Origin of the sequence: Thermus sp. (assembly GCF_040290245.1) — a bacterium.
Lineage (GTDB): Bacteria > Deinococcota > Deinococci > Deinococcales > Thermaceae > Thermus_A.
This window is the reverse complement of record NZ_PSMQ01000093.1, coordinates 1-4,233: the sequence shown is the minus strand read 5'-3', so window position 1 is coordinate 4,233 and position 4,233 is coordinate 1. Positions and strand designations below refer to the sequence as shown.

5 protein-coding genes are annotated in these 4,233 nt (G+C 63.5%); 3 read left to right on the top strand and 2 right to left on the bottom strand.

Annotated elements, in window-relative coordinates; translation table 11 throughout:
* Together C4301_RS09390 and C4301_RS09385 are read left to right on the top strand one after the other, a co-directional pair.
* The coding region (locus C4301_RS09390) for a M20/M25/M40 family metallo-hydrolase (protein ID WP_352414816.1) at positions 1 to 424 on the top strand (424 nt) is incomplete at its 5' end.
* Between the two features lie 324 nt (positions 425 to 748).
* Entirely contained in the window at positions 749 to 2,011 is a 1,263-nt protein-coding gene (locus C4301_RS09385; RefSeq protein ID WP_352414815.1) for a GGDEF domain-containing protein, read from the top strand.
* Here C4301_RS09385 and C4301_RS09380 read toward each other — a convergent pair.
* Positions 1,992 to 2,450 carry a tRNA (cytidine(34)-2'-O)-methyltransferase gene (locus C4301_RS09380; protein ID WP_352414814.1) on the bottom strand — a complete coding sequence of 153 codons (459 nt, stop codon included), beginning with the start codon at positions 2,448 to 2,450 and terminating at the stop codon, positions 1,992 to 1,994. The two genes, C4301_RS09385 and C4301_RS09380, sit on opposite strands and share 20 nt — an antisense overlap.
* A complete protein-coding gene (locus C4301_RS09375) occupies positions 2,440 to 3,984 on the bottom strand; it encodes an ATP-binding protein (protein ID WP_352414813.1) in 1,545 nt (514 codons plus the stop codon). The genes C4301_RS09380 and C4301_RS09375 overlap by 11 nt, the downstream gene beginning before the upstream one ends.
* Positions 3,985 to 4,050: 66 nt before the next feature.
* On the opposite strand from C4301_RS09375, the gene C4301_RS09370 reads away from it, so the two are divergent.
* Positions 4,051 to 4,233, top strand: a 183-nt coding sequence (locus C4301_RS09370; protein WP_352414812.1) for a hypothetical protein, incomplete at its 3' end; no start/stop codon positions are given.

The window sequence follows — 4,233 nt, the reverse complement described above, 5'->3', positions numbered from 1 at the left end:
TGTCCACCCGGCAGAGCTCAAACAGGTGGCGGAGATGTTCTTTGACCTCCGCCTCCCCCCAAGGCTGCCCCCGGAGGAGGCCATCCGCCACCTGACCGCCTACGCCCCACCCACCTTGGAGCTGGAGTTTTTTGGACGGGAGGTGCCATACCTGGGCCCTAAGGATACCCCCCTGACCCGGGCCCTCCGCTTTGGGATCCGCAAAGCCGGGGGAAGACCGGTTTTCAAGCTGAAAACCGGGACGAGCGACATGAACGTCCTCGCGCCCCACTGGAAGGTGCCCATGGTGGCCTACGGCCCCGGGGACTCGAGCCTGGACCACACCCCTCACGAGCACATCGAGGTTGAGGAGTTTCTAAAGGGCATCGAGGCGCTCAAGCATGCCCTTATTCACCTATCCGACCTTAAGGCGGATCCGGCTTAAACTGGTAAAAGGGTGATCCCCGCTTTGGCGTTCGCCCTTTGCCTGGCGCTTTTACCCTCAACTGCGCCTTGGAGCGAACGGCTGGTCGTCCCCCTTTTCGCCTCCTGGGCTGCCCATAGGCTCTGGCGCTGGAGACCCGTGGCTTTAGGGGTTCTGGCTTGGGGGATAGGGGACCTGGGGTATTCCCTTGATGGCCCTGGGTTTTTTCGGAATTTTGCTCATATCTCTCACCTCCTGGGGTACCTGGGAGTGGGGCTTGGCCTTGTACAACTTCCTGGCAAGACACCAAAGAAAATCTGGTTCCTCCCCCTGCCAGCCTTTTTGATGGCCGCATCTTTTGCCTCTCTTCATTCCGGTTTTCTTAACTCCGTCCTGGGTCTTTTCCTCATCCTCCTCCTGGCACGGGGGCTCGAGTCCGCCTTCCAAGAGGGAAGGCCCTCCGGCCTCTTTTTCTTTTCCTTTGGGCTCGGCCTTCTGACCTTGGCCGACCTTCTCCGTTTGACCCTGGATCCGCCCGCGGGAAGCCCCTTCCACTTCCTCTGGATCCTGGGCTACGCCCTTTTGACCTACCGGCATCCGCAGGACCCAGCCACCTGGGAGGGGCCGGCCTTGGCCCTGGCGGGAAGCCTGTTGGCCCCGACCCTCTTAGGGCTTTTGGATCCGCCGCTTTTCCTTTTGGGTAGCGCCCTCTACTACAGCTTTCTGGGTGGGCTCGGGCTTCTCCTCACGGAGCGAACGCGGTTTGAGCGTGCGGAGGACGCCCGGCTTCGCTGGGCCCGCGCTCTGGAAAAACTGGCCCGCCTCTCCCCACGGGCCAGCCAGATCCTAAGCCTCGAGAGTCTCCTCTTCAACCTCCTAGACGCCGTACGGGAGATTTCTCCGGCGGAGGGCCTCGAGGTCCGCTCCCACCAGGCCCTGGTGGGCCAGCGCACCCCATACGCCGTCCCCATCCCCTTGGGGTCTAGGGAGGAGGCCTACCTTTACTTCTCCTCCCCCCCTCGGGATTCAATCCTGAACGCGTTTCTCACCCTGGTGGCGGGGAGGCTCCGCCAGCTCCTCGCCCAGCTGGACTGGGCCAACCTAGCCCTTACCGACCCCTTGACGGAGCTTCTGAACCGGCGGGGCCTGGAGCTCCAGCTGCCCAAGCTGGTGGCCCTGGCCAGGCGGTACGCCAAACCGGTCTCGGTAGCTATGCTGGACCTGGACCATTTCAAACGCGTCAACGACACCTACGGCCACCCTGTGGGGGACGAGGTCCTAAGGACCATGGCCCGGACAATCCAGGCCAGCCTCCGCACGGAGGACCTGGCGGTGCGCTACGGCGGGGAGGAGTTCCTTCTCCTCCTCTTCAACGCGGATCTGGAAGAGGCCAAAAGCGTGGCGGAACGTATCCGTGACCAGATGCGCAAAACCCCTGTCCCCCCGGTCCCTTGGCCCCTCACCCTTTCCGCCGGCCTGGCCGGGGGAAGGGTGCCCAAAGGGGTGGCCGAGCTGGAGGAATGGGTCTACCAAGCCGACTTCGCCCTGCTAAAGGCCAAGGAGGAGGGGCGGGACCGGGTGGTCGTGGCTACGGAGCCACCCTCCTAAGCTGGCGGTAGGCCTCGTAAGCCGCCACCCCCACGGCCACCGCCAGGTTCAAGGAGCGCACCGGTCCCGGCATGGGCAGGTAGAGGGTGGGGAAAAGGGCCAGGACCTCCTCTGGAAGGCCCCGCGTCTCGGGACCGAAGAGGAGGTAGTCTCCCTCCTGGTACCGCACCTCGGTGTACAGGCGCTGCCCCCGGGCGCTGAAGGCAAAGACCCGATCCAAAGGCCCCAAAAGGGCCAGGAAGGCTTCCCAGGAATCGTGCACCCGATAGCGGACATGCGGCCAGTAATCTAGCCCCGCCCGCCTGGCCCGGGAATCGTTTAGGCGGAAGCCCAAGGGGCGGATGAGGTGGAGCTCGAGGCCCAAAGCGGCGCAGGTCCGGGCGATGTTCCCCGTGTTCTCGGGAATCTCCGGCTGGAAGAGGACCACCTTAACGGGCACGGTACCGCACCCCCCGACCTCGGCCCGTCCTTTCCACCTTCCCTTCGGCCACAAGCCGGCGCAGGAGCCGAAGGACCTGGGCAGAAGGGAGGCCGAGCCGCTCCTCGAGCGCCCGCCGGGAAAGCGGGCGCTGTAGGATGGCCAGGACCTCCTCCTCCACCCTCTCCTTCTGCAAGGTATACCCCCCCTCCGCCCGAAAAAGAAGCCCCATCCGAAGCATCCGCCTCAACACCCTCGAGGCCGCCTCCTGGGAAAGCTGGAGGGCCCGGGCCAGCTCGGCCAAGGAGGCCCGTCGCCGCCGCTTCAAATACCCCACCACCAAAAGATGGTCCAGGCTAAAGGCCCCATGCCGTTCCTGCGCCTCAGCGATCTGGCGCACAAAGGCCTGATCCAGCTCGGGGTTGTAGAGGATGAGGGTCAGGGCATCGGGGTAGGTCCGGTACTCCGGGGGCTCCTTGCCGTACTTCAAAAGAAGGCGGTACATCTTGTCCACGCCACTGCCGGCCCGCTCCACATACCCCAGGCGGTAGAGGGCCTCGGCCAGACGGGGGTTGCGGCGCTTGGGGGGGTGGCGGAGGACGTTTTCCGGAGTGATCCCCTCGGGGAAGCCACCGGGATTAGAGATCTCCAGCCGGTCGGGGTAGTGGTGGACCTGGATGGCGTCCTTGCTTCTCCAGTCCCGGTGGGTGAGGGCGTTTAGAAGAGCCTCCCGGTAGACCTCCTGGTCAAAGTCCCAGACCTCGAGGCGGAAAAGCCCCACCGTCAGGTACCGGACGCGGTTGCGGGCCTGGATCAGATCCTTAAGCCGCTCCAAAAGGGCGGGGATGGGCCTTAAGAGGTCCTCCCGGAAGGTGTACTCCTCTTTCTCGTGAAAGTAATAACTGACCTCCGCCTGAGGCAAAAGCCGTCTCAAAGCCAAAGGGGTGCCCGCCAGGAGGAGGCCTGCCACCGTGGGCTTTTCCACCCCCCCCACCCGTTCCAAAAGGCCCAGGGAGTAGAGGAGCTCGAGGTCGGGCAGGCCCCCAAGCGGGCTTCCCCGTTCCTCGAGGATGCGCCTTAAGCGCAACACCTCCACTGGGTCTAGATCGGAAAGGCTGGCCTGAGGCAGGACCAAGGCGGTGAAGTCCGGCTCCGGGGCAGTGGTTTTGGCGGGAAGTTCCCGGAGCGCCTGCCCATCCCAAAAAGGCACCCGGCCCGGCCCAAGGGCCACCACCAGGGGGCTCTGGGGCACGTGGATGAGGAGCACCCTCTCCGGCAGCTCCACCGTCTCCACAAAGGGGAGGATGAGGCCTTCGGAAAGGGCAAAAAGGGCATGGGTCACCTGGAGGGGTTGAAGCTCTCCTACCCCGAGAACCCGCCCCGAGGGGTCCACCCCAAGAACGATGACCCCGCCTTGGCGGTTGGCTAGGCCCGCCGCATACCGGGCCAGCTCCTCCGGGGAGAGGTCGGCGGGAAGAAAGACCGTGCGCTCATCCTGTCCCTGGCTTAGGCGGAAGAGGACCTCCTCCTTGCGGCTTCGAGTACCCCAGGTCACGGCGTTCAGTTTATCCCAGCTCGAAGTAAGGTTCATTTGCAGAATGTCGTCTTATAAATTACCAATATGCGAATTTTTGTTTTACACAATGCATCAAAAACCGGCTTTAATCTCATATCATTCAAAACATTATGCAAATCGTCAGCTATCCCCAGAAGCAGGAGGGGCGGGATGAAACACCGGGTGGCCTTAAGCGTAGGTTTCGGTGTAGCCCTCGCAGAGGGGATAAACGGAGCGGATGTGGCCTGG